Raw genomic sequence first — 23203 nt, forward strand, 5'->3', positions numbered from 1 at the left:
AACCGGCCGCACGCACCCCACCAGGCACGGATCATGTCGGCATGGGTGTCATGGCTTACCCCCTCCGGTACGCGCTCGCCGACCTCGCCCTGGCGCTCAGCCGGGTCGCCGACAACACCGTGGAGGTCCGCTCGACGGCGGCCCGCGCGGCCGCCGACATGATCGGCGACGGGGCCGGCGTTCAGCTGTTGCGCGACGACGGCCGGTACGAAGCGATCACCTACCACCACATCGACGACGAGCGGTCGGCGTCGCTCGGCCGGGTGCTCGACCACGTCGGGCAACTGCCCGACGACGACTTCTCCACCGCGCTGGCCGCGAGCCGCCGGCCCATCGTGCTGGCCGGCGACGGGGTCGAGCCCCTGGCGGGCGACGAGCACCACATCCACGCGGCCGTGCTCTGCCCGGTGATCGTCGACAACACGTACGCCGGATACCTGGTGCTGACCCGCGAGACACCCGGCGCCTTCTACTCGACGGCCGAGGTGGAACTGGCCCGCGACATCGCCGGCGAGCTGGCCCTGGCATGCTCGGGCGCTCGGACCCTGGAACGGCTGCGGGCCAGCGAGGAGCGCTACCGGCGGGTGCTCGAGACGATCCCCGAGGGGGTGCTCCAGCTCGATCCGGACGGCGTGGCCACGTACGCGAACGAGCCGATCGGCGTGGTGCTCGGCATGCCCCGGCACCAGCTCGTCGGGGTGTCGCTGCGCGGCTTCCTCGACGACCAGGGGCAGAAGGAGCTGACCCGCCGCATCGCGGAGTGTCAGGCCGGCCGGTCGACGGTCGGCGCGACCCGGCTGATGCGGGCGGACGGCTCGAAGCGCAGCGTCCGGATGAGCATGATGCCGCTGATGGACGAGCAAGGGCAGTTCAACGGCGTGGTCTGCATGGTCACCGACACCACCGACCACATCGACGCCCGCGGCCTCAAACGGCAGCTCGACCACCTGCGCCGGCTCGACAGCCTCGGCCAGCTGATCGGCGGCATCTCGCACGACTTCAACAACCTGCTCACGGTCGTGGGCGGCTCGGCCGACATGATCCTTTCTCAGACCGAGGACGGGTCGCCGCAGCACCGGCTGGCCCAGGACGTCCTCGAGGCGGTCGGCACCGGGCGCACCCTCACCCACCAGCTGCTCGCGTTCGGCCGCAGCGAGGGCAACCGGCCCGAGATCATCCCGATCCCCGACCTGCTCACCGACGTGCAGTCGCTGTTCAGCCGCACGCTCGGCGAGCGCATCGGGCTCGACCTGGCATTCGGGCCCGACGTGTGGCCGGTGAAGGCCGAGCGCGGGCCGCTCGAGCAGGCGCTGGTCAACCTCGCGGCGAACGCGCGGGACGCGATGCTGCACGGCGGCATGTTGCGGGTCGCCGCGGTGAATGAGGTGCACGAGACCGGCGAGCCGCCCGAGGGCGCGCCCCAGGGCCGCCTGGTCCACCTCGTCATCACCGACACCGGCACCGGCATGACCGAGGAGGTCCGCCGGCGCGCGCTCGAGCCGTTCTTTACCACCCGCCCGACCGCGGCCGGGCTGGGCCTGGCCACCACGGCCGGCATCGTGCAGGGCATCGGCGGCCACATCGAGCTCGAGTCGCAGCCACGCCTCGGCACCACGGTCCACCTCTATCTGCCCGCCGCCGAGGAGCGCCAGCCCGCCGAGGCCCGGCAGGGCGCCACCCAGGTGATCGGCAACGTGCTGATCGTCGAGGACCAGCCCGAGGTGGCGCAGCTGGTGCAGCGCCTGATCGAGCCGGCCGGGTACGTCATCACGGTGGCGACGGACGCGTTGATGGCGGTCACCCAGGTGGCCGCGGGCGCCCATCCCGACCTGCTGATCACCGACGTGGTGATGCCGACGATGACCGGCCCCGAGCTGGCCTCGGCGTTGCGCACGCACCATCCCGACCTGCCGGTGCTCTACATGTCGGGCTACACGGCGGCGTCGCTCGGCCCGCAGCTGCATCTCGACGAGAACAGCATGCTGATCGAGAAGCCGTTCACCCGCTCGACGCTGTTGGGCGCCATCCGCAACCTGTGCGGCCCGCAACCCGATCGCTCAGCCGGCGCTCAGGCATAGACGCCTATCGTCCGGAGAATGGCGAGGGAAAGGGTCCTGCTCTGGTGTGGGGTGGTCGGCGGGCCGCTGTTCGTCGTCGTCTTCCTGGTCAACGACCGGATTCGGGAACACTACGACCCGGTGCGCGACTTCGTGAGCGAGGCCGCGATCGGTCCGGGTGGCTGGCTGCAGATCGGCAACTTCCTCGTCACGGGGGCGCTGGCAGTGGCGTTCGCGTTCGCCGCCCGCCGGGTCGTGTCGGGCTGGGCGGGCTGGCTGATCGGCGTGTTCGGCGTCGGCCTGATGCTGGCCGGCGTGTTCGTTTCCGACCCGGCGCCGCACACGACCAGCACCGCGCACGGCACCGTCCACAACCTGATCTCGGTCGTGGTGTTCGCCTCACTCGCCGCGGCCGCCTTCGTCTCCGCCCGCCGCTGGCCGTCGCGGCGCTGGCGGTGGTACTGCCGCGCCGTCGGCGTCCTCGTCCCGGTCCTGTTCGTGCTGGCCGGCGGCGTCGAATCAGAGACCGGCATCTTCCAGCGCCTGGCGATCGCGGTGGGATTCACCTGGCTCGCCGTCCTGGCTTGGAAATCACTTCATCGCGTACGCGACGACGACTCCCACGCCGAGCAGCGGCAGTCTCCGCCGTCGCAAGCGCGACCACCTGCGGCGAGAGGCCATAGCGCGCCCATCGCGTGACTGCACGGAACGGCATTCGTCATCGATGAGTTGCCGCGAGCTACATGCGGGAGTTCAAAGGCCGGGCGCATGCCGCGGCGGGCGGTTGAGCGCTGATTCGATCACACGAACGAATGCCGGCGCTGGGGGTGACGCGAATCCGGCCACTCCTACCAAAGGTGCGAACTCGGGCGCGCGGACTTGCCAGGCGATCCGGACAAACAGCAGGATTCCGGGGCATCGCTAGCAGCCCGGAAGGAAGCTTGAGTGACCAAGGATCGCACGAGCAGCGTCGCACGCGCGGATTCCGACGGCGCGTCGACCATGGACCTCAGCGGGCGATGCGTGGGGAACTCGTACGTCCTCCAGCATCCGATCGGGCAGGGCGCCACCGGAACGGTGTGGCGGGGCGTGGATCGGGCCTCGGGGGCGCCGGTCGCGGTCAAGCTGCTCCACGAGAGCCTGTTGCGGCAGCCGAAGCTGGTCACCCGGTTCGTGCAGGAGCGGACCATCCTGCTGATGCTGCGGCACCGCAACGTGGTGCGCGTACGTGATCTCTTCAGCGTCGGCGAGACGCTCGGGCTGGTCATGGACCTCGTCGACGGCGGCAGCCTGCGCGACCACCTGCGGGAGCACCACACGGTGCCGTCGGGGGAGGCGGCCCGGCTCGCGGCGCAGGTCGCGGCGGCGCTCGCCGAGGCGCACGAGCTCGGCGTGATCCACCGGGATCTCAAGCCGGACAACATCCTGCTGCGCGTGGAGGACGGCAGGCTGGACACCCGGCTCACGGACTTCGGCATCGCGCGGATCCTCAACACGCCCAGCATGACCACGCCCAACGCGGTGGTCGGGACGCCGCACTACATGGCGCCCGAGGCATTCCACGGGGTCACCGCGAGCGCGGCGACTGACGTGTACGCGCTGGGCGTGCTTCTCTACGAGTTGGTCAGCGGGCGTCCGCCGTATGACAGCGACTCGATCCCCGACCTGATGCGCCGGCACATGGAGGGCAACCCGGAACGGCACCCGGGGATCCCGGACGGGATCTGGGAGCTGATCACGTTCTGCATGTCGATCAAGCCACGGCTCCGGCCGACCGCGGCGGAGCTCGTGGCCGAGCTGTCGGACGCGGCGGGGCTCTTCCGGGACGTGCCCGCGCTGCCCCCGCCGGCGACGTCGGGCGCGAGCGAGATCGACCCGAACAAATCGGACCTGGCCGACGCGGGGCTCGACGTGGCCTGGCACAGCGAAGGGCCGGGCCGCAGCGACGGGCGGCCGGGTCGCGGTGACGGGAGGGGTCGCGGTGATGGGCCGGGCCGCGGTGATGGGCCGGGCCGCAGCGACGGGCGGCCGGGTCGCGGTGATGGGCCGGGCCGCGGTGATGGGCCGGGCCGCGGTGATGGGCCGGGCCGCAGCGACGGGCGGCCGGGTCGCGGTGATGAGCCGGGTCGCGGTGATGAGCCGGGTCGCGGTGATGAGCCGGGTCGCGGTGATGAGCCGGGTCGCGGTGATGAGCCGGGTCGCGGTGATGGGCCGACGCGGCGGGGCATGCCCCGGCAGGGCGGCGCGGGTCGTGACGCGGCGGCCTCGGCGGGGACGGGCCACGTCAGCGCGGGGGCGGCCTCGGCGGGACCGGCGAATGTCGCTCGGGTGAATGATGGCCGAGGGAACGAGCGGTGGGGAAACGCGCGCTGGGTGGACAACCCGGCTGACGGTGGGGGCCGGGATCGCCCGGCCGGGGCCCAGATCGACTCCCAGGGCCGCGACGGATCGCGGCCGGGCCCGCGTGGCCCGGCCAGTGACGGCGGCGGGGAGGGCGGGCGCGGCCCGGCCGATCACGGCGGCGAGCAGCGTGAGCGCGGCCGAGCCGATCACGGCGGCGGGCGTGGTGGGCGCGGCCCAGCCGGTGACGGCGGCGGGCACTATGGGCGCGGCCCGGCCAGTGACGGCGGCGGGCAGAGCGGCAGCGGACAGGGCGGCGCTGGGCAGGGCGGCGGCGGGCAGGGCGGCGGCGGGCAGGGCGGCGGCGGGCAGGGCGGCGGCGGGCAGGGCGGCAGCGGCGCCGGTCGCCCGCCCGCGGACGGTCGCGCCGTCGCGGGGCACGAGAACGCCAACGGCATGAGCCGGGCCGCGGGAAGTCTTACCGGGAACACTGGCGAGGGTGCGGACGATCCGGAGGCGGTGAGTCTGCTGCCCCTGCCCCGGAAGCCGGAGAGGGGCAACGCGGCGCCGAACTGGCGATGGGCGCGCCCCCGGGCGACCATGACGATCATCGCCGCGGCGATGATCGCGGCGGCGGTGGCGGCCACGGTGTGGCACTACCAGCGCGGCGGCGGCGGGAAGCAGGCCGGACCGGAGACGACCCGGATCATCGCGGCCCCGACCGCGTCCGCGCGGCCGTACCGGGGGGCGGTCGTTGCCGGCAAGCCGAGCACGGCGGCCGTCACCAGGACCGCGGCGCGGCCCGAACCCGCCGGCACCGTGCCCGCCGACGGGTTGCGGTTGGTTACTCCGTCACCCGTACGATCACATGCTTCTGCACCCAGGGTGACCAAATCTCGGTCACCGCAACCCGAAGCCAAGCCCTATGGGCCGTGGCAGTGCACGCGTTCGATCGCGTTCGACTTCAGCACCCGGCTGCCGCTCGCGCCGAAGCCGTGCCAGATGCTCGGGCGCGACATCCAGTACCAGGCATCGCTGACCGCGCCCGGCGGCGGGACCGGCAGCATCACCGTCGCCCTCCAGGAGGCCGCCAGCGGGCGGACCGTGGCCGGCCCGAAGACCTGCGGCAACCTGACGTTCGGCGGGGACGCGGCGACGCAGGGATGCGGGCCGGCCGGGGCGAGTCCGGCGAAGGGCAAGAAATACGCCGTGGTGATGTCTTTCCGATACGTCCGCGAAGGCCGCACGGTGGCGAGCACGTCGAAGGGATCCATCTTCGCCTGGTGAGGCTGGTGAGGCTGGTGGGGGCAGACATCACCAGAGCGTGACCGGAAATTAGTTCGACCCGCCGGGCGTTGCGGTCTACCGTGATCCGCATGTTCGCCCACGGTCTGCAGCTGCCCTCGGTGGCTCCCGTGTGCGTGCCCGCGTTCAGCGGCGCCGATACCCGAATCTGACCCTTCCCCACCGGCAGCGGAACCCCGGGGAAGGGTGGCTGCCGTACGAGCAAAAGCGTGCGACGACCGGGTTCCGACGCGCCCCCGCCCAGGCTGGCGGCGGCCGCGTACCGAAAGACCACAGCCTTACCTCCAGTAAGGATTGAGAAGACGACCATGGCGAAGAGCCAGTTCATCCGCACCAAGCCGCACGTCAACATCGGCACGATGGGTCACGTCGACCACGGCAAGACGACCCTGACCGCCGCGATCACCAAGGTCCTCGCCGACCGCGACCCGGCCGCCAACCGGTACGTCGCGTTCGAGGGGATCGACAAGGCCCCGGAGGAGGCGGCGCGTGGCATCACCATCACCATCGCGCACGTCGAGTACGAGACCCCGAACCGTCACTACGCTCACGTCGACATGCCCGGCCACGCCGACTACGTGAAGAACATGATCACGGGGGCGGCGCAGGTGGACGGCGCGATCCTCGTCGTGTCGGCGCAGGACGGGTCGATGCCGCAGACCCGCGAGCACGTGCTGCTCGCCCAGCGGGTCGGCGTGCCGTACCTGGTCGTCGCGCTGAACAAGAGCGACGCCGTCGACGACCCCGAGCTGCTCGACCTGGTCGAGCTCGAGGTCCGCGAGCTGCTGAGCGAGTACGGCTTCCCCGGTGACGAGGTTCCGGTCGTACGCGTCAGCGCGCTCAAGGCCCTCGAGGGTGACCCGCAGTGGGTCGACTCGATCGGACGGCTGCTGGACGCGGTCGACGAGTACGTGCCGGTGCCGCCGCGGGAGCTTGGCGAGCCGTTCCTCATGCCGATCGAGAACACGCTCTCGATCAGCGGCCGGGGCACGGTCGTGACCGGCAAGGTCGAGCGCGGCACGCTGCGGATCGGCGAGCCGGTCGAGGTGGTCGGCCTCGGCGAGACGATCAGCACCGTCGCGACCGGCATGGAGACGTTCGGCAAGTCGCTCGCGCAGGCCGAGGCGGGCGACAACGCCGCGATCCTCCTGCGCGGGGTGAAGCGCGAGCAGGTGCAGCGCGGCCAGGTGGTCGCGGTGCCCGGCAGCGTCACGCCGCACACGAAGTTCAGGGCCACGATGTACGCGCTGACGGCGGCCGAGGGCGGGCGGCACACCCCGTTCGCGGCCGACTACCGCCCCCAGTTCTACTTCCACACCACGGACGTGTCCGGCGGGATGGACCTGGGGGACCGTGACCTGGTCATGCCCGGCGACACGCTCGACGCGGTCGTCGTGACGCTGGGCAAGCCGATCGCGCTCGAGGCCGGCCTGGGCTTCGCGGTGCGTGAGGGCAACCGTACGGTCGCGGCCGGCACGGTGACCGAGCTGCTGGACTGAGAGTGACCGCGGCCCGGCGGGTGCACAACCTGCCGGGCCGCGGTTCCACCAAGGCTCAGCTCAACCGGAAGTAGTCGATGTTGAAGCCACCGGTCTCGCAGTAGACCGTGACCACCTGGTCGCCGGCCGCCAGCGTCACCGGCACGTGCACCGACTGGTAGGAACCCCAGCCGCCGGTGTCGGGCACGCTCACCTTCGCCAGCGTCGCGTCCGAGCTGTCCCGCAACGACACCGCGTCCGTGGCCACGGCGCCGGTCCCGCTGGCAACCCGTAGTTCCAGGTCATAGGCACCGGCCGTGGCGACATCGAGCCGGTACTGCAGCCAGTTCCCCGCCGCGGTCCAGCCCACGTTCTTGCCGCCGCTGGCCGCCGCGTTCGACTCGACGAAGTTGACGCCCTCGGTCCAGCCGTGCTGCGCCACGTACGCCTCGGCCTCGACCTTCTCGCCGATCGGCGCGCCGTGCGGGGCCACCGTCAGCTGCACCGTCGTGGCGGCCCGGGCCGCACCGTCCGTGACGTAGAAGGTGAGACTCTGTGTGCCCGCCGTGGTCGGGTGCACGGTGACCACGCCGGTCCGGGCGTCGAGGGTCACCCCGTCGGGCAGGTCGGTCGCGTAGAACGCGAGCCGGTCACGGTCGCGGTCGGACGCGGCGAGGCGGAAGGACGTGGTCACGTACTGGTCCGCGGTCACCGCGGCCGCCGGCGCGAAACCGGCGCGTGGTTGCGGTGGCTGCCTCGGAAATCCGACTTCCACGTGTACGTGGCGTAAGCACCCGCCGGCACGGACACCACGAAACTTTCGCCGCCGAGGACCACGCGCACCGTCGACGGAACCGCGTTCGCGTTCGCGACGATCGCCTTGTACGAGTTGCCGTTCCGGTAGACGACGTTGCTCACGCCATGGGAAGCGCCGCTCGACTCGACGCGACGGTCGCCGGGCGAGAGGTAGCGAGCGAACTGTCCCAGTGGGTACAGCTCATCGCGTACGGAAAATGTCTTGGTGATGGTGTTGACCTTGACAAGCCGGTCGGGCCACTTGGTCGTCGCGGCGATCTCGTCCCAGTCGACGTTGTTGTCGCGCTTGTCGGTCCAGTGCAGGGTGCCGCCGTCCTGGTCGGTGGCCTGCGCCCAGAGCACGTAGGAGCTGGCGTCGAGCCGGAAGTAACTCAGCACGGTGCCCGGGTTGAGATCGCTGGTCTCGGTCATGTGCACCGGCTTGCCGAACTCCTCGTAGGCGTCCCGCATCACGGTCGGATCGCCCCAGTACGGATGGAACGCGATCGCGTCGGCCGCCTGCCGCGTCGCCGGGTCGTTCATGATCCGGTAGTAGTTCTTGGTCGCGGTGCTGTTCGGGTCGCGCCAGTCCCAGAAATTGAAGTCGTGCACGTAGAGGTCGGTGCGCAACCCGGCCTTGCGAGTTTCGCGCTTGATGGCGACCGCGAGTTTCTGCTGCTGCTCGACGCTGATGTCCATCGCCGGATAGACCACGTCCATGCCGGGCTCGTTGAGCAGCGTCAACGCGTCGATGGGGATGCCATGGCGGGCGTACGCCTGCAGGTACTTCACGTAGTACCGCGCGAAAACGTCGATGCAGTCGTCGCGCAGCTTGCCGACCTGGTAGTGGTCGGTCGTGCTGCCCGGCTTGAGCGCCACCTCGCCGAGAAACTTGTTGTTCGTCTTCATCCAGGCCGGCGCGCTCCACGCCGACGCGAAGAAAGTCGCCTTCGGGTTGTACTTCAGGATCAGCCGCGCGGTGTCCACGATGTGCAGGTCGACGTCCCGCTGGATGGAGAAGTGCTTGAGCCCGAAGTCGCTGCTCACGCCGGCCGGGAGCTCGTCGTAGGACCAGAACGGCAGGTGCTCGATGAGGTCGGGGCTGCCGATCGTCAGCCGGAACCGGTCGAGCCCCGCGCCCGTCTTCGGGTCGGCCAGCAGGCGGATCGCCTTCTCCCGCTCGCCCGGCGTCAGCTTCCAGAGGTTGGACACCGAGGTCTCGTCCAGCGAGAACCCGATGCCGCTGTAGGCCTGTTCGACCTGACTGGGGTCCACTACGACGGTGGCGTCGGCGGCTTGCCCGCCGTCGTGGCCCACTCGCGCGCTGGGCAGTTTCTCCCAGGCGTGGGCGGCCCCGGTCGAATAGGTGCCGCTGACAGTCTCGCCTCGCCCGCTGCCACCGTGCGCCGTGGCGGGTTGCGCCGCCGCCAGCACCAGTGCCGCCGTCGAAGCGACGGCCAGCGCCGCGGTTGTCGATCGCCTCACGAGACCTCCCGGGAATAGATCAATCGCTATCCCGCGGAGTTTATTAACCTCTTTAACTAAGCCGCAACACCCCTGAAACCCCAAACCACTTTCGCGTACGCCCTCAGCACCGTCCCCGGTGTCCGTTTCCGCCCGCCGCCCACCGATGTTTGATGAGTTCGCGTGCGCTGCGCGCTCCGCACCGCAATTCATCAACGCCGGCCTGCCAGCCACCCGACGCCGCGCGACCTTGATGACTTGCTGCACGCTCCGCGCCGCAACTCACCGTTGATGAGTCGCGGCGGGCGGGCAACTCGTCAACGGGTCAGGCTGGTGGGAAGAGCGCCTGGTAGAAGGGGGTGGTGCGGAACGGGCCGCCGTGGTGCGGGCTGTGCCAGACCGGGCGGCCGTCGAGCGTGAGGTCGTAGTCGGGGTGGATTCCGTCGTCGCTGGTGGTGCGGGTCAGGGCGAGCGTGAGGTGATCGCCGGCGCCGACCGGGTGAGCGCGGGGGAGCGGGACGTAGATCGGCGCCCAGGCTCGGGTGTCGCCGGTCAGGGCGTCGACCTCGCGGCCACCTCGGGCGGAGACCGCCACGCGGGCCCAGAGGAGGATTCCGGTCATGGTCGCGTTCATGGCGATCCGCAGCGTGATCTCGTTGCTGCCGTCGCTCGTGGCCTCGTTGCTGCCCTCGCCACTGCCGGCGCTCGTGGCGTCGGGTTCGAAGGTCGCGCTCTCGATCGGGGCGCAGGAGGAGATCACGTTCTCGTGGGCGGGACCGGCCAGGCAGAGGCGCGGGTCGAAGGGGCTGCCGGTGGCCTCGAAGATCGAGTACAGGTACGGGAGGGACTCGGCGGCCATCGCCGGTGGGCCGGTCTCGGGCAGGTCGACCGCTGCGGCCCAGGTCTGCATGCGGAACGGGATCCATGCGCAGCCGGGAGCGCAAAGGCGAGAACGGGCGTCGGCCAGCGTGGGAAGCGCGCCCTCGGCCGTGGCTATGTTGCCGACGATCTCGGAGACGCAGACTTCCGCCCGTACGGGGAGGGTGTGCTCCTGGGAGAGGCCCGGCAGGACCGTGACCCGGTCGCTCAGCCCGGCCGCATCCGCGGCCGCCGCGGCGCGATCGGCCATCGCCGGGTCGGCCTCGATGGCGTAGACGTGCCGCGCGCCGGCGTGGGCCGCCTCGATCGCCCAGAGGGCGTCCCGGCCGGTGCCGATGTCGAGGACCACCTTGCCGGGTGAGGCTGCGCGGACGGCGTCCCGGTAGGCGCGGTGGCGGTCGTCGGCCGCGTCGAAGGCGTCGAAGACGTGGTCGTCGTAGACCTGGTACTCGCCCATCGAGGGGAAGAGCCCGAGGCGGGAATCGGCCGCGGCCACGGTTCGAACCGTCCACGTTGTCACGTGGGCCATCCTGCCGCCCGGCGACGAAGCCGGGCGGGTGACGCGCGCGGGAGGCTATTGCTCCTTGTCGTCCGACTCGCGGCGGCGGAGGTCTTCCTCGCGGCGGCGGAGGTCGGCCTCCCACTTCTTCATCATCGACTCGTCGTCGCGCAGGGACGTCGCCAGGTTCTTGAGGAACTCGGGGTCGTCGTCGGGCGCGAGCTGGGCGCCTCGCTGCCGGGGGCGATCGGACTCGGGGAAGCCGTTGCCGGGGCGCCAGACCTTGCCGTTGCTCAGGCGGACCGGCGGGGCGGGGCGACCGGCCACGAACCACGCGATCGCGCCGACCGGCGAGAACAGCAGGATGATGAACACCCAGGCCACCCGGGGCAGGGCACGGATCGCGAACTCCTCGGCCGACAGGCAGTCGATCAGCGCGACGACCAGCAGCGCCAGGTCGAGGAGGACGAACAGCGAGTAGAGGCGGATCATGGCCGTAGATACTGCCAAACCTGGGAAGATCCTGTGGTCCCGGAAAAGGTGCAAATCGGTAGTGTGGCCCGGCTTGTGGAAACCGGGCCACCGTTACTACACCGCTGCGGCGAAGGCGGGCAGGTACCCGTACGTGTAACCGCTCTTGTTGGGGTGGAAGGAGTTCTGCGGCGGGGAGATGGTCAGGCTGTTGAGGTACGGCGTGGACGCGCAGATCCCGTGGCCGGCGAACTCGTCGCGTACGTCGGAGAAGGTGAACCCGGCAGCCGGCGCGCGCTGGGCGATCAGATCGTCGAGCACCTTGGCCCCGTCGTTGAGCACGCGGCGCTTGGCCAGGCTCATGCCGGTGAGGCCGCACGACGACGATGACGTGTCGAACAGCAGGGGATAGCCGAGCACGACCACCTTGGCCTGCGGCGCCTTGGCCTTGATCGCCGCGTAGGTCGCGTCGAGCTTGCCGGGCAGCGTGGCCCGGATGTCGGCCTCGGCGTCGGCGACCGTCCGGGCGCAGGCGGCGTCGCTGGAGACCTGGCAGCTGAGCACCGTCGGCGCGAAGCCGGCGTCGTTGCCGCCGATGGTGATGCTGATCAGGTCGGTGCCGCCGGGGATGAGCGGCACCTGCAGGCTCCGGACGTCGCCGGTGACGGCGCCGCCGCAGCTGAGGTTGGTGAACGACTTGGGCGTGTTGCGGCTGACCCACTGGCCGGGGTAGCCGTTCGGGCTCTGCAGGCACAGCCCGGCCTGTCCGGGGGCGCCGACGCCCGAGGAATACGAGTCGCCGAGCGCGACGTAGTCGACGGAGGACGCCGCGGCGGCGGGGGCCGCGATGCCGAGACTGAGTAGTGCGATGGTGACGAGACAGCCGAGGACGACGGAACGGTTGCTCATCGGATGGCCTCCGGTCCATGAGGGAGAGGAAGCCGGAGCGCTCCGGTTACCGGACCGTAAGTCAAGGGAGTGGGAAAAGAAATACGGTGATTTTCCTGTTACGACGGAGTAACATCCGTCGATGTGACCTGCATCTATGTCGTGCAGTGATCGACCGCGTACCGCTCGTGGTGATCTTTCATGAGTGCCACAGGCGGCCCTCAGCGTGCGCACAGTTGATCGCATTACCGTCTTCACATGGAAGAAGAACGGGCACGTCGGGTCGTCGAAACGCTTCGGGCACGCAACGTCTTCGCCCATGTCAAGCTGCCGCAGGCCGGCGTCACTCAGTACGGCATCCGCGTGGTGCTTCCGGACGGGCGCGAGGCGATCTGGGACAACGACGGCACGGCGGGCCTCGAGGCGCAGATCATGCTGAACGGGATCCTGGTGGGCTTCGTCGCCTCGATCCCCGACTCGGAGAACTACGGTGACGGCCAGATCGTCGAGGCCATCGCGACCGCCGACTACGACCGGCCGGTGGGCCGCTCGCGCCCGGCCAGATCGACGACGGCGGCAACCGTCCCGCCGCGACCGCCGGCCTCCCTGGCCCAGCGCCTGCGCGGAGGGTTCCGCTAAACCTCCGGGTTGATCAGCTGCTCCAGCCGGCTCATCGCCACGGGCCACAGCTCGGGCGTGAGGCCGGCCAGCAGCGTTTCCGCCATCGCCTGCACCACCATGTTGATCGTCTCGTGCGTGGCCGGGTCCAGCTCGATCTCGATCATGGCGGGCGCCGGCGCGGCGACCTCGGCCACCGGCTCATGAGATGGCTCGGGCGAAGGCTCGACGAGCGCGGGCGGGAGCTGCTCGATCGGCAGGTCCTCGGGCGCCCCGATCAGGTGCAGATGCCCGGTCGCCCGGGTCAGCGCGATGTACAGCAACCGGTGCCCGCGCGGATCGTCGTCGAGGATGTGCCCCGGCTCGACCACCACGGCGGCGTCGAACTCGAGCCCCTTGGCCTCGTGCGGCGCCAGCAGCGCCACCCCCGCGATCCCCGGCGCGTCCTCGGCCGCCGAGTGCCACTCGAGGCCCTCCGCGTTCAGCGCCGCCTCGATCTCCGCGCGGCACCGGGCCGGGCACACCACGGCCACCGACCGGCCCTGCTCCGCGTGCCCGGCCGCCGCGGCGGCGACCAGCGAGGCACGATCACCGGGGTCGGCCGGCACGATCACCGGGTCGGCCGTGCCATCGCGTACGGTATTGGGCGCCGTGACGCTCGGCGCGGCCATCGGCAGGAGCTCCGCGGCGAGATCGAAGATCTGCCGCGGGATGCGGTAACCGAAGCGCAGCTCGCGGTGTTCGTGCGGCTGGGCCGACGGCAGCTGCGCCACCAGGTCGTGCCAGTCGTCGCGCGCCCACAGCCCGGTCGACTGCGCGACGTCGCCGACCACGGTCATCGACCCGGTCGCCGACCGCCGGGCGATCGCCCGCAGCTGCATCGGCGAGAGGTCCTGCGCCTCGTCGACCACCACGTGCCCGAAGCCCTTGGGGTCGCCGTCGATCAGGTGCGCCGCCTCGTCGAGCAGCGGCAGGTCGGCCTCGCTCCACGCCTCCTCGGGCGCGCGGTGCAGCGAAGCGATCTCACGGTCGGTGAACTCGCCGCCGGCCGCCGAGGTCAGCAGCTCGCGCGAGTCGAACAGCTCGCGCAGGAAACCCTCGGGGTCGAGCGACGGCCACAGCCGTTCGGCGAGCCGGTTGGCGGCCTCCAGCACCAGGCGCGGGTCGCGGGTGCCGGCCACGAGCGTGGCACGCAGCAGGATGCGCCGGTCGGTGGGGGACGCTTCGCTGGCCCGGGCCGTGTCGATCACCCGCTTGAGCGCGACCGGATCGAGCGTGACGGTCCTGCCGTCGATGTCGATCGAGCTGGGCAGCTCGCCGGTCGCGCTGCCGGGGCGCTCCTCGAAGGCGCGTGCCAGCAGCCCGGCCATCCGCGCCTCGCCCTTGAGCCGGGTGACCTGCGGCGACTCCTCCAGCGCGTGATCCAAAGGCGGCAGCAGCGCGGCCACCGAGCGGTGCTCGACCCGGTCGTAGCCCCAGGCGGTCAGCACGTCGTCGGTGAACCGGGCGAACGCCGCCGACGGGCCCACCACCAGCGTCTCCGCGTCGTCGACCAGGCCCTCGTCGATCAGCCAGGCCACGCGGCGCAGCGCCGTCATCGTCTTGCCGGTGCCCGGGCCGCCCTGGACGACCACCAGGCGGTCGAGCGGGGCGTGAACCACCTCGTCTTGCAACGCGCGGATCGTCGCGACCAGATCGGGCCCGTCCGCAAGGCGATCGCGGCCCAGCTCGGCGAGCAGGTCGTCGTCGGCGGGAACGCCCGGGTCGGCTTGGCGGAACACGGGCGGCCGGCCGGTTCAGACGCCCGCGAGGGGCAATTCGAGGCGGACGGCGCCGCGGATGTCGAGGAAGACGCGGTCGCTCGCCCGTACCAGGCGCAGCACCACGTCGCCGCAGTGCGGGCAGCGGGCCACTCGGCCCATCTCCTGTCCCCACAGCATCAGGGCGCCGATCGCCTCGGCGTGGCCGCAGCCGGCGCAGGTGTACTGCGCGGCGGTCACGTCGAACGCGAAGATCTCGCGCAGGTCGCCCGCCATCGCATTCCCGTCGAGCTCTCTCATGACGTGCCTCCGAAGCGTTCCGTCCGGATGCGCTTGGGGTCGTGGCCGAGCGCGACCAGGATGTCGGCGGCGGCCTCGACGAACGTGGTCGGCCCGCAGACATAGCAGTCCGGCTCGAAGTCCGGCGGCCATCCGCGCGTGTTGATCGTGGCCACGTCGACGCGCTTCGGAGCGTTCGGCGAACCCTCCGGCGCCTTGCGCGTGTAGTTCAGATAAAGATCGAAACCAGGGTCATCGCGTACGTGCCGGGGCAGCTCGTCGCGGTAGAGGACGTCCTCCGGCGTGCGCACCGAGTAGATCAGGCGGAACGGTTGCTTGGCCCTCGCCAGCCCGCGGGCGCGCACCATCGCCATCAGCGGCACCACGCCGGATCCGCCGCCGAGCAGCAGCACGGGACGCTGCTGCGTCTCGCGCCAGACGAACCAGCCGCCGACCGGGCCGCGCAACTCGATCTGATCGCCCACCTCGAGCACGTCGGTAAGGTACGGCGATACCTCGCCGTCGTCGAGCCTTTGAATGGTCAACTCGACCATTCCGGGTCTTTCGGAAGCCCAGGCGGACGCGATCGAGTAGCTGCGCTGGGCCCGGTAGCCGTCGGGCGCGGTCAGGCGCACGTCGACGTGCTGGCCGGGAAAGTGTCCCGGCCAGTCGGGCACATCCAGCACCAGCGTGCGCGCGGACGGTGTCTCCTGGCGAGCCTCGGCGAGGGTCGCCGCACGCCAGATCAGTCGCCCTGATACCGCTGCTCGAGCCATGGGTCTCCGTACATGTGGTAGCCGGCCGCCTCCCAGAAGCCCGGCTCGTCCTCCTGCATCATCTGCAGGCCGTTGACCCATTTCGCGGACTTCCAGAAGTACAGGTGAGGGATGAGCATCCGGGCCGGGCCTCCGTGCTCCGGCTCAAGATCCTCTCCGTCGAACTTATAGGCGATCCAAGCCTTGCCGTCCAGCAGGTCTTCCAGCGGCACGTTCGTGGTGTAGCCGCCGAAGCTGTGCACCATCGTGTAGTCCGCAGCAGTCTCGACGTCCTCGAGCAGCGTGTCTATAGAGACGCCGCGCCAGGTGGTGCCGAGCTTCGACCATTTCGTGACACAGTGGATGTCTACGGTCACATCGTCGTGCTTCAGAGCGGTGAACTCCTGCCAGTTCCAGCTCTTGCGCTCACCCGTCTCGGTGGTGACCGTGAAGCTCCACCGGTCGAGCGGGACGCGGGGCGTGGGGCCCGCGGAGAGCACGGGGAAATCGTGGGTCAGGTACTGCCCGGGTGGCAGGCCGGGGATCGACTCGCGTCGACGGCCGCCGAAGCCTCTCGAAATGATGCCCATGAAGCATGAGTAAACCCCACGATGAATTCCCCGTACTACTGGTTGCGGCGCATTTCCGGGTGCCCGCGCTCACAGCCGGACCGGGTGGCCGATCGTCGCGGCGGTTTGCCGTTTTGGAGCGGTTTGTGCGGCTGGGTGAGATCATCGAGGCGACCAAGGACCGTGACGGAGAGCTGGGCATGGGCAGGGGCCACGACGACGGGATCTACGTCTCGGCGCGGCAGCGCCGCCGCCGTCGGCGACGGATCGGGACGACGGTCGCGGCCGTGGGGCTGACGCTCGGGGCGATCGCGTACGGCGGGACGACCTGGTATCTGGGCCGCGGGTCGACGGTCGCCCTCGAGCCGGCCCCGTCGCCCGCCACGCCCACTCCCGCCACGCCCACTCCCGCCACGCCCGTCCCCACCCCGAACGAGCCGCAGACCGTGCCGGGCTCCGGTCCGCCGCCGGGGACGATCTCGGCCGCGCGCCGCTCCTGGCTCCCGTCGCCGGTGCCGTCGCCGAGCGGGCTCACCGACGACGAGCTCGCCGCCTCGCAGGTGAGCCGCCTGCTCGAGCCCAACCCGGGCGGGGTGGCGGCGGCCGACATCGGCGCCACCGTGCGCAACGAGGTCGGGCCGGACGGCTCCCAGCTGCGCATCGTGTCGGCGCGCTTCGACCTCACCCCGCGGTGGAAGCTGCTGGGGGTGGCGGACGCGGGGCTGCCGGTGGGGGCGGCGCGGTGCACGCAGAACTTCCGCGCCGAAGGGTCGGCCGTTCCGGAGAGCCGGCCGGGGCTGCTCCTGTGCTGGCGGACGTCGCCGTTCAAGAGCATCGTCGTGGTCGCCACGCGGGCCGCGGGGCGGCCGGACCCGGCGGTCGGCGGGGTCGTGATCTCGCGGGAGTGGGCGAGCATGGGCTGAGGCCCGGGACCAGATGCGGTCCCGGGCCCATGGTGGGCGAGAGGTCAGGCGATCTTCACCGCGGTGCTGGTGACGCCGGTGAGGGTGGCGGTCGACGGCACGACGACCCGGTACTGCACGGCCGAGGTCAGCCCGGTCACGGTCAGGTCGGAGGGCGACGCGGTCACCGTCTTGGCGACCAGCCAGCGGCCCTTCTCGAGGCGCTGCACCTGCACGGCCTGGCCGGTCGCGCCGGTCAGGGTGGCCTTGAGCGTGCCCTTGGCCGGCGAGGTCACCGCGATCTTCGTCTTCACCGTGAAGGAGCCGACCGCCGAGCTCACCTCGAGCGTGGTGTCCGAGGCGGGGACCACGAGCTTCACCTGGAGGTTGCCGGTCGCCTTCTGGCTGAAGGTCACGACGCCGGCGGTGCTGGTGGTCGCGTCGGTGAAGGTGAACGTGCCCTTCGGCGCGGCGGTGCCGATCTTCACCGTCTTGCCGGCGTACGGCTTGCCCGAGACGGTGACCGTGTAGGCGACGGTGACGGTGGCGCCGTAGACCGGCGAGGAGGCGGAGGCGACGACCTTGACGGCCGGGCGGAGCTTGGGCGTGGTCTTGGTCGGCGTCGGCGTGACCGTCTTGCTGGGGGTCGGCGCGACGGTGGTCGTCTTCGACGGGGTCGGGGCCACTGTGGGCGCCACCGTGGGAGCCGTCGTGGGAGCAGTGGTCGGCGCCGTCGTCGGGGCCGTGGTGGGTGCGGTCGTCGCGGGTGCGACGGCGTTCAGGGCGGCCACCGCGTCGATCCGGCCGTAGCCGAAGTCGGTGTCCTTGCCGGCCGTGCCCAGGTCGACGGCCGAGCTTTCGAGGGCCGACTCGATCGCGTCCGGGGTGAGCGACGGGTTGTACGCCTTCATCAGCGCGGCGACCGCGGCCACGTGCGGCGTCGCCATCGACGTGCCGTTGTAGCTGGCGTAGTTGCCCTTCGCGGCGGGGACCGTGCTCCAGATGTTGCTGCCGGGTGCGGCCACGTCGACGTAGCTGCCCTGGTTGGAGTAGCTGGCAACGTTGTCCGCCGAGTCGGTGGCGGCCACCGCGATCACGCCCGCGTCGGCGCCCGGGTAGCTGATCGGGCTGCCCGACTGGCGCGAGTTTCCGGCCGCGGCGATGACGGTGACGCCCTTGCTGCGGGCGTACGTGATCGCGTTGCTCATCGTCGCGGACTGGCCGGCCCCGCCGAGCGACATGTTGATGACGTTCGCGCCGTGGTCGGCGGCGTAGATGATCCCGTTGGCGATGTCGGAGGTCCAGCCCGATCCGTTGGCGTCCAGCACGCGTACGGGAAGAATCTTCGCACTCGGCGCGACCGCCGACACGCCGGCGCTGTTGCCGGTCAGCGCGGCGATGGTGCCGGCCACGTGGGTGCCGTGGCCGTTGGGGTCGGTGCTCGTGCCCTCGGCGCCGGCCACGAAGTCCTTGCCCGGCAGCACCTGGCCGGCGAGATCCGGGTGGCTCGCGTCGACTCCGCTGTCGATCACCGCGACCGTGACGCCGGCGCCGGTCGACTTCTGCCAGGCGTCCGCCACGCGGATCTTGGTGAAGTCCCACTGCTGGGAGCGGTAGGGGTCGGTGCCGGTTGGCACGTCCATCGCGTGCGCCTGCGAGTCCAGGCTCACGCTGACAGCGCCCTTGGCGCGCTGACCGGCCGTGATCAGCGCGGTGGCAGCGGTCTTGTCGGTGGCGGTCCGGGTGGTGATCACGGGCCGGCCCTTGCTGTCGACGGTCGTGGTGACCACCCGCACCGGGCGGCCCGTGGAGACGTTGGCCGGAAGCAGCTGCGCCGGGCTCGCGGTCAGGCCGTACGTGGTGGGCCGCCAGGCCGGGGCGGCCGCGGCCGCCTGGGCCCCGGCGCCCGCGAAGCCGATGGCGGACGCCCCGGCAACGGCTCCGACAGCCAGCGCGCCGATCGCGTAACGACGCAGGTGGTTCCTCATGTTTGCAACCTCCGGTTGGGGACGAGCCCAAAAATCGGCCACGCTGAGCGCTACTTGGTGATCCGTAGGGAGCAGATCCGTTGCGGCGCCGGCCGGGCGCGGACACGGCGGCGCCCCGGAAGCCATCGGCTTCCGGGGCACACTGGCGCGGACCGTCAGAGCAGGATGGGCTTGCTGGTGACGCCCGTGATGCCGGGCAGGTCCGGCACGATGACGCGGTACTGCTGGCCGCGGATCAGGTTGCTCACGGTGCGGTTGGGCACGGCCTTGTACGCGGTGACCAGAACCCACTTGTTCTTGACCAGCCGCTGGACCTGGACGGCCTGGTCGGCGTCGCCGGTGATCGCGATGCTGATCGTGCCCGAGGCCGTCTTGGTCGCCACGACTGTGCTTCCCACGTTGTAGCTGACCACCTTCGAGCCCGCCGCGTAGGACGTGTCCGTGACCGGGACGGAGAGCAGGAGCTGGTAGGAGCCGGTGGCGGTGCGGCTGACGGTGACCTTGCCGACGCCCGACGTGGTGGTGTCCGAGCACACGAACGCCTCGCCCGACTCGGCGGTGCAGAGCTGGACCGGGCGCGAGACCGCCGCCCTTCCGTTGACCAGGACCGTGAACGTGGTGGTCGTGGCCGCGCCGTACGTGACGCTCGCCTTCGAGGAGACGGCCGTGACGGACACGCGGCTCTTGGCCGTGGTCGGGCTCGGGCTGGCCGTGGGGGAGGCCGACGCCGTGGGCGACGCCGGTGGGGTGCCGGCGATCGTGTCCGCGCCCTCGATCGCGGCGGCGGCGTCGATCCGGCCCCAGCCGAAGTCCTTGTCCTTGCCCCGGGCGCCCTTGTCGACCGCGTACCCCTCGATCGCGTCCTCGATGTCGTCGGGTGTGAGTCCGGGCTGCCGGGCGGCCACGAGGGCGGCCACCCCGGAGACCTGCGCGGCCGCCATCGAGGTGCCGAACATGGTCGCGTACGGGTCGTCGACGGATGCGCTCACGATGGCGTTGCCCGGCGCCGCCACATCGACGTAGGTGCCGGCGCTGGAGTAGCCGGCGACCAGGTCGAACTCGTCGGTGGCGGCGACCGCGATGACGCCCGGGTCGGCGGCCGGATAGCTGACCGGGCTGCCCAGGCCGCGGTCGTTGCCGGCGGCTGCGATGACGGTGACGCCCTGGTTGCGGGCGTAGTTGACAGCGGCGGTGACTGCCAGCGTGCGCACGGTGGAGCCGAATGACATGTTGATGATGTCGGCGTCGTGGTCGGCCGCCCAGACGATGGCGTTGGCCGCGTTGGACATGTAGCCGCTGCCGTTCTCGTCCAGCACCCGGACCGGAAGGATCTTGGCGTCCGGGGCGACGCCCGAGATGCCGGTGTCGTTGCCGGTGAGCGCGGCGATGGTGCCGGCCACGTGGGTGCCGTGCCCGTTGGGGTCGACGCTCGTGCCGCCCTCGATGCCGGTCACGAAGTCCATGCCCGGCAGCACCTGCCCGGTGAGGTCCTCGTGCGTCTCGTCCACGCCGGTGTCGATGACGGCCACGGTCACGCCCGCGCCCGTCGACGATTGCCAGGCCTCAGGTGCGTTGATTTTGGCAAGGCCCCACTGGTCCGCGCGGAGCACATCGGCGCCGGTGGGCGCGCTGAGCGCGGACATCGGCGCGTCGATCTCGACGCCGAGCGCGTTCTTCGCCCGCTGGGCCGCGGTGACCAGCGACGTCGCCGTCTGCCGGTCGGTGGCCGTGCCGGCGCTGACCACCGGGCGGCCGTCCGCGTCCAGCTGGGTGCCGACCACGCGTACCGGGTGGGTCGGGCTGACCGTGCTGGGTAGCAACTGGTCGGGGGTGGCGGTCAGGCCGAACCGGCCGGCCTCGTCGTGTTTCACGGCAAGGGCCACGGCGGTGCTGCCTGCGAACAGTCCTGCCGCCAGGGCGGTGGCGGCGTACCGATGCATGTGCTTCATCTGTCGTCCTCGCGTAGGGGAATCGAGGATTAACAGTCGGACGGATGTGGCCCTGCTTGGTGATGCCGGGGGAGCAGGACGGTTGCAGCGCAACCATGCCGCACTCGGCAAACTCACAGCCGGCGGTTGCTGGTTTTCGCCCGCTATGTCCGATCCGTTGCGACCATGGGGACATGACTGTTCACGACGAAGATCAGCCCGGCGACGCCGTGCCGCGTGGGCGGCGGGCGCGGATCGTGGTGGGCGCGGTGACCGGGCTCGCGGTGCTCGGGGTCGGAAGCTATCTGCTCACCAGCCACCTGACCGCGACCGGCGATGTGGACGCGGTCGGCACGGTCAGCGCGCCGACCTCGGACGTGCCGACGGCGGCCGCCCAGGCCGTGGATCCGACCTCCGCGCCCGCATCTTCCGTGCCCGCGTCCTCGGCGCCCGCCTCGTCGCCGGTGCCCAAGGTCTCCACCGCGCCGATGTCCTCGGCCGACGCGGCCAAGCTCCGCCGGGAGATCAAGAAGGCGCGGGAGCAGGATGAGAAGAACTCGCAGAAGCCGGTCTCCGCGAAGGGAATGAACGCGCCGGAGCTGGCAACCAGGACCGAGCCAACCGCCGACGGCACGATCCGGATCACGACGGCGAAGGGCGACCTCACCGGCGGGCCCGACCTGCGACTGGCGGCGGACGAGGGCAAGCTGGTCGGCACGGCGCGCTGCACGAAACGGGTGGCGTTCGCCAACCGGGTGAAGGCCCGGGAGATCCCGACGCTGCTGCTGTGCTGGCGGACGTCCGCCGACCGGAGCGTGGTGACGCTCGCGGTGTCGCGAAAGGACAAGCCGGCCGCCGAGGACAGCCTCGAGATCATCGACCGGGAATGGGCGAAGCTCGGCTAGTACGAGGCGACCGTGAACGTGGCGTTGCTGCTCACGATGCTCGCGGCGGCATCGCCGGCCGATGCGAGGGGGTCGCCGGTGGCCACCACGGTCAGCGTGTAGGTGCCCTCCGCCACCGGGGTCATCTGAGGTGCGCTGGTGGTGGGGTCCAGGCTGCTCGACAGGTCGAGGGTGCAGATGAGCTCACCATCGCCGATCGGGACGATGCCGGTGCACTCCTGCACGCCGCGGTTGCTGCCGGGGTCGTACGCGTCCTTGACCAGGAAGATGTGCGCGGTGGCATCGGTGGGTGAGCCCAGGCCGCTCGTGTCGAAGATGAGCGAGCCCAGGGCGGCGCCCTGGATGTCGACGCTGATTGTCGATTCGGCCGGCGCGGTGTCCGGCGTGATGACGATGCCGTTCGTGAAGGTGTAGTAGCGCGGGGCGTCGTCGGTCGCGACGTCGTTGTCCTGCGGCTGGCCGTTGTTGTCCGGGTCGCTGCTCTCCACCGTTCCGCCGGTGGTGGTCACCGAGACCGTCTGGCCGGCGCCGGGTGCGTGGGCCGGCGTGGTCCCGGTGAGGCTGGTGCCGGTGGGCGACACCTTGACCTCGGTGAGCGCGACTCCGCCGACGGTAGCGGTCGCGCCCGTGAAGAACCCGGTGCCGTTCACCGTGATGGTCTGTCCACCCAGCGCCGGCCCGCCGTTCGGCACGATCGAGGTGATGGTGGGGCGCACGGCGAGCGTGTACGAAGTGGAGGCGATGAGGACGTTGGAGACGGAGTCGTAGACGCAGACGAACCATTTCGCGGTCGTCTGCGACGGCAACAGGGTCAGGCCCTCGGTGTTGATCGTGCTGGGCTGGTTGTTGCCGTCGAGCTCAGGATAGGGGCCGGTCGGCACGGTGAAGGCGACCCTGGTGCCGGAGAGCCGGTAGACGTCCTCCGGGTCGACGGTGAGCGCGCCGGCACTGGTGTTCAGCCCGCTGCCGTCGATCTGCGTCTCTGTCTCGGGGGCAGCGTCGCATGCCGTGCTGCCCAGTCCGAAGTACTGGAACTGCACGTTGGGCACTGTTCCCGCGGCGATCGGGGACGGGTAGGAGGAGGTCGTCGCGATCGTCCCGATGACCGTGTTGCCGCCGCCGCTCGGGCCGGTCGCGGTGTTGAGCGTCATCGTGGCCGCGGCGAAGGCGGGCGTCGCGGGGCCGGCCAGACCGGCCAGGGTGACGACGCTCGCCGTGCCGGCGGCGATGGCGGAGCGAACGAATCGCGGCGTGGGCATGACGGATCCTCCAGAAGCTCGACTCCATCGCAGCCTAATGTGAGAAATAATGACTTTTAGCGTT

19 protein-coding genes are annotated in these 23203 nt (G+C 71.0%); 7 read left to right on the forward strand and 12 right to left on the reverse strand.

The window, feature by feature from the left end:
* The first annotated feature begins 50 nt into the window (after positions 1–50).
* From ACIA5D_RS20740 to tuf, 4 genes are all read left to right on the forward strand, one after another.
* Positions 51–2078: a response regulator gene (locus ACIA5D_RS20740; protein ID WP_396031758.1), complete on the forward strand. Its 2028-nt coding sequence runs from the start codon at positions 51–53 to the stop codon at positions 2076–2078.
* A gap of 18 nt (positions 2079–2096) precedes the next feature.
* Positions 2097–2756: a DUF998 domain-containing protein gene (locus ACIA5D_RS20745; protein ID WP_396031759.1), complete on the forward strand. Its 660-nt coding sequence runs from the start codon at positions 2097–2099 to the stop codon at positions 2754–2756.
* Positions 2757–3002: 246 nt separating this feature from the next.
* Positions 3003–5684, forward strand: a complete 2682-nt coding sequence (locus tag ACIA5D_RS20750) for a serine/threonine-protein kinase (RefSeq protein ID WP_396031760.1) — start codon at positions 3003–3005, stop codon at positions 5682–5684.
* A gap of 326 nt (positions 5685–6010) precedes the next feature.
* Entirely contained in the window at positions 6011–7201 is a 1191-nt protein-coding gene (gene tuf, locus ACIA5D_RS20755; protein WP_396031762.1) for an elongation factor Tu, read from the forward strand.
* A 55-nt stretch (positions 7202–7256) separates the two neighbouring features.
* Here the strand turns inward: tuf and ACIA5D_RS20760 are convergent, their stop codons facing one another.
* From ACIA5D_RS20760 to ACIA5D_RS20780, 5 genes are all read right to left on the reverse strand, one after another.
* Positions 7257–7892, reverse strand: a complete 636-nt coding sequence (locus ACIA5D_RS20760) for a carbohydrate-binding protein (protein WP_396031763.1) — start codon at positions 7890–7892, stop codon at positions 7257–7259.
* A complete protein-coding gene (locus ACIA5D_RS20765) occupies positions 7889–9460 on the reverse strand; it encodes a glucosylceramidase (RefSeq protein WP_396031764.1) in 1572 nt (523 codons plus the stop codon). Before ACIA5D_RS20765 ends, ACIA5D_RS20760 begins: the two co-directional genes overlap by 4 nt.
* Positions 9461–9764: 304 nt before the next feature.
* Positions 9765–10814 (reverse strand): hypothetical protein, encoded by a 1050-nt coding sequence (locus ACIA5D_RS20770; RefSeq protein WP_396031765.1) that lies wholly within the window; start codon positions 10812–10814, stop codon positions 9765–9767.
* A 78-nt stretch (positions 10815–10892) separates the two neighbouring features.
* Positions 10893–11309 carry a PLD nuclease N-terminal domain-containing protein gene (locus tag ACIA5D_RS20775; protein WP_396031766.1) on the reverse strand — a complete coding sequence of 139 codons (417 nt, stop codon included), beginning with the start codon at positions 11307–11309 and terminating at the stop codon, positions 10893–10895.
* 96 nt (positions 11310–11405) lie between these two features.
* Positions 11406–12197 (reverse strand): SGNH/GDSL hydrolase family protein, encoded by a 792-nt coding sequence (locus ACIA5D_RS20780; RefSeq protein ID WP_396031767.1) that lies wholly within the window; start codon positions 12195–12197, stop codon positions 11406–11408.
* Positions 12198–12434: 237 nt separating this feature from the next.
* Between ACIA5D_RS20780 and ACIA5D_RS20785 the strand changes: the two genes are divergently transcribed.
* Entirely contained in the window at positions 12435–12815 is a 381-nt protein-coding gene (locus ACIA5D_RS20785; RefSeq protein ID WP_396031768.1) for a hypothetical protein, read from the forward strand.
* Here ACIA5D_RS20785 and ACIA5D_RS20790 read toward each other — a convergent pair.
* From ACIA5D_RS20790 to ACIA5D_RS20805, 4 genes are read right to left on the reverse strand one after another with little or no spacing between them, the layout of a single operon-like run.
* Positions 12812–14575, reverse strand: coding sequence for a HelD family protein (locus ACIA5D_RS20790; protein WP_396031769.1), 1764 nt, complete (start codon positions 14573–14575; stop codon positions 12812–12814). The genes ACIA5D_RS20785 and ACIA5D_RS20790 overlap by 4 nt on opposite strands.
* A 15-nt stretch (positions 14576–14590) precedes the next feature.
* Positions 14591–14854 carry a DUF6510 family protein gene (locus tag ACIA5D_RS20795; protein ID WP_396031770.1) on the reverse strand — a complete coding sequence of 88 codons (264 nt, stop codon included), beginning with the start codon at positions 14852–14854 and terminating at the stop codon, positions 14591–14593.
* A complete protein-coding gene (locus tag ACIA5D_RS20800; RefSeq protein WP_396031771.1) occupies positions 14851–15609 on the reverse strand; it encodes a ferredoxin reductase in 759 nt (252 codons plus the stop codon). The genes ACIA5D_RS20795 and ACIA5D_RS20800 overlap by 4 nt, the downstream gene beginning before the upstream one ends.
* Complete coding sequence (locus ACIA5D_RS20805; protein WP_396031772.1) at positions 15579–16178, reverse strand: sulfite oxidase-like oxidoreductase; 600 nt, start codon at positions 16176–16178, stop codon at positions 15579–15581. The genes ACIA5D_RS20800 and ACIA5D_RS20805 overlap by 31 nt, the downstream gene beginning before the upstream one ends.
* 125 nt (positions 16179–16303) lie before the next feature.
* Here ACIA5D_RS20805 and ACIA5D_RS20810 point away from each other — a divergent pair, with 125 nt between their 5' ends.
* Complete coding sequence (locus ACIA5D_RS20810) at positions 16304–17080, forward strand: hypothetical protein (protein WP_396031773.1); 777 nt, start codon at positions 16304–16306, stop codon at positions 17078–17080.
* Between the two features lie 44 nt (positions 17081–17124).
* Here the strand turns inward: ACIA5D_RS20810 and ACIA5D_RS20815 are convergent, their stop codons facing one another.
* Both ACIA5D_RS20815 and ACIA5D_RS20820 read right to left on the reverse strand, forming a co-directional pair.
* The gene (locus ACIA5D_RS20815; protein ID WP_396031774.1) at positions 17125–19047 is read right to left on the reverse strand and encodes a S8 family peptidase; all 1923 of its coding nucleotides are present in this window, start codon (positions 19045–19047) and stop codon (positions 17125–17127) included.
* Between the two features lie 155 nt (positions 19048–19202).
* On the reverse strand, positions 19203–20996 hold the full coding sequence (locus ACIA5D_RS20820; RefSeq protein WP_396031775.1) for a S8 family serine peptidase: 1794 nt from the start codon (positions 20994–20996) through the stop codon (positions 19203–19205).
* A 173-nt stretch (positions 20997–21169) separates the two neighbouring features.
* On the opposite strand from ACIA5D_RS20820, the gene ACIA5D_RS20825 reads away from it, so the two are divergent.
* Positions 21170–21880 carry a hypothetical protein gene (locus tag ACIA5D_RS20825; protein ID WP_396031776.1) on the forward strand — a complete coding sequence of 237 codons (711 nt, stop codon included), beginning with the start codon at positions 21170–21172 and terminating at the stop codon, positions 21878–21880.
* On the opposite strand, the gene ACIA5D_RS20830 is transcribed toward ACIA5D_RS20825, so the two are convergent.
* Complete coding sequence (locus ACIA5D_RS20830; RefSeq protein WP_396031777.1) at positions 21877–23139, reverse strand: IPT/TIG domain-containing protein; 1263 nt, start codon at positions 23137–23139, stop codon at positions 21877–21879. The two genes, ACIA5D_RS20825 and ACIA5D_RS20830, sit on opposite strands and share 4 nt — an antisense overlap.
* Between the last annotated feature and the right edge of the window lie 64 nt (positions 23140–23203).

The organism is Actinoplanes sp. NPDC051513 (assembly GCF_044454685.1).
Lineage (GTDB): Bacteria > Actinomycetota > Actinomycetes > Mycobacteriales > Micromonosporaceae > Actinoplanes.